The following is a 444-nucleotide window of genomic DNA, read 5'->3' on the forward strand; positions in this document are numbered from 1 at the left end:
GACCCTGCTCGGCCTGGGCTACGTGGTGATGGACGAGGTGCACTACCTCTCCGACCGCTTCCGGGGCGCCGTCTGGGAGGAAGTGATCATCCACCTCCCGGAGTCGGTGACGCTGGTCTCCCTGTCGGCTACCGTGTCCAACGCCGAGGAGTTCGGCGACTGGCTGGACACCGTCCGCGGGGACACCGAGGTGATCGTCTCCGAGCACCGGCCCGTGCCGTTGTTCCAGCACGTGCTGGCCGGCCGCCGGATGTACGACCTGTTCGAGGAGGGGGAGGGCCACAAGAAGGCCGTCAACCCCGACCTGACGCGCATGGCCCGGCTGGAGGCGAGCCGCCCGTCCTGGGGCGACCGCCGCCGGGGCCGCAACGGCATGCGGGAGGCGGACCGCGAGCGGGAGCGCAGACAGCGCTCACGCGTGTGGACGCCGAGCCGGCCGGAGGT

At 71.6% G+C, this 444-nt stretch carries 1 protein-coding gene; it reads left to right on the forward strand.

The features are described 5' to 3' along the window. Positions 1-444: DEAD/DEAH box helicase (locus tag LPA54_RS38960; RefSeq protein ID WP_368857906.1), on the forward strand; the 444-nt coding region annotated here is incomplete at both ends.

Source organism: Streptomyces sp. DH12 (assembly GCF_020873895.1).
Lineage (GTDB): Bacteria > Actinomycetota > Actinomycetes > Streptomycetales > Streptomycetaceae > Streptomyces.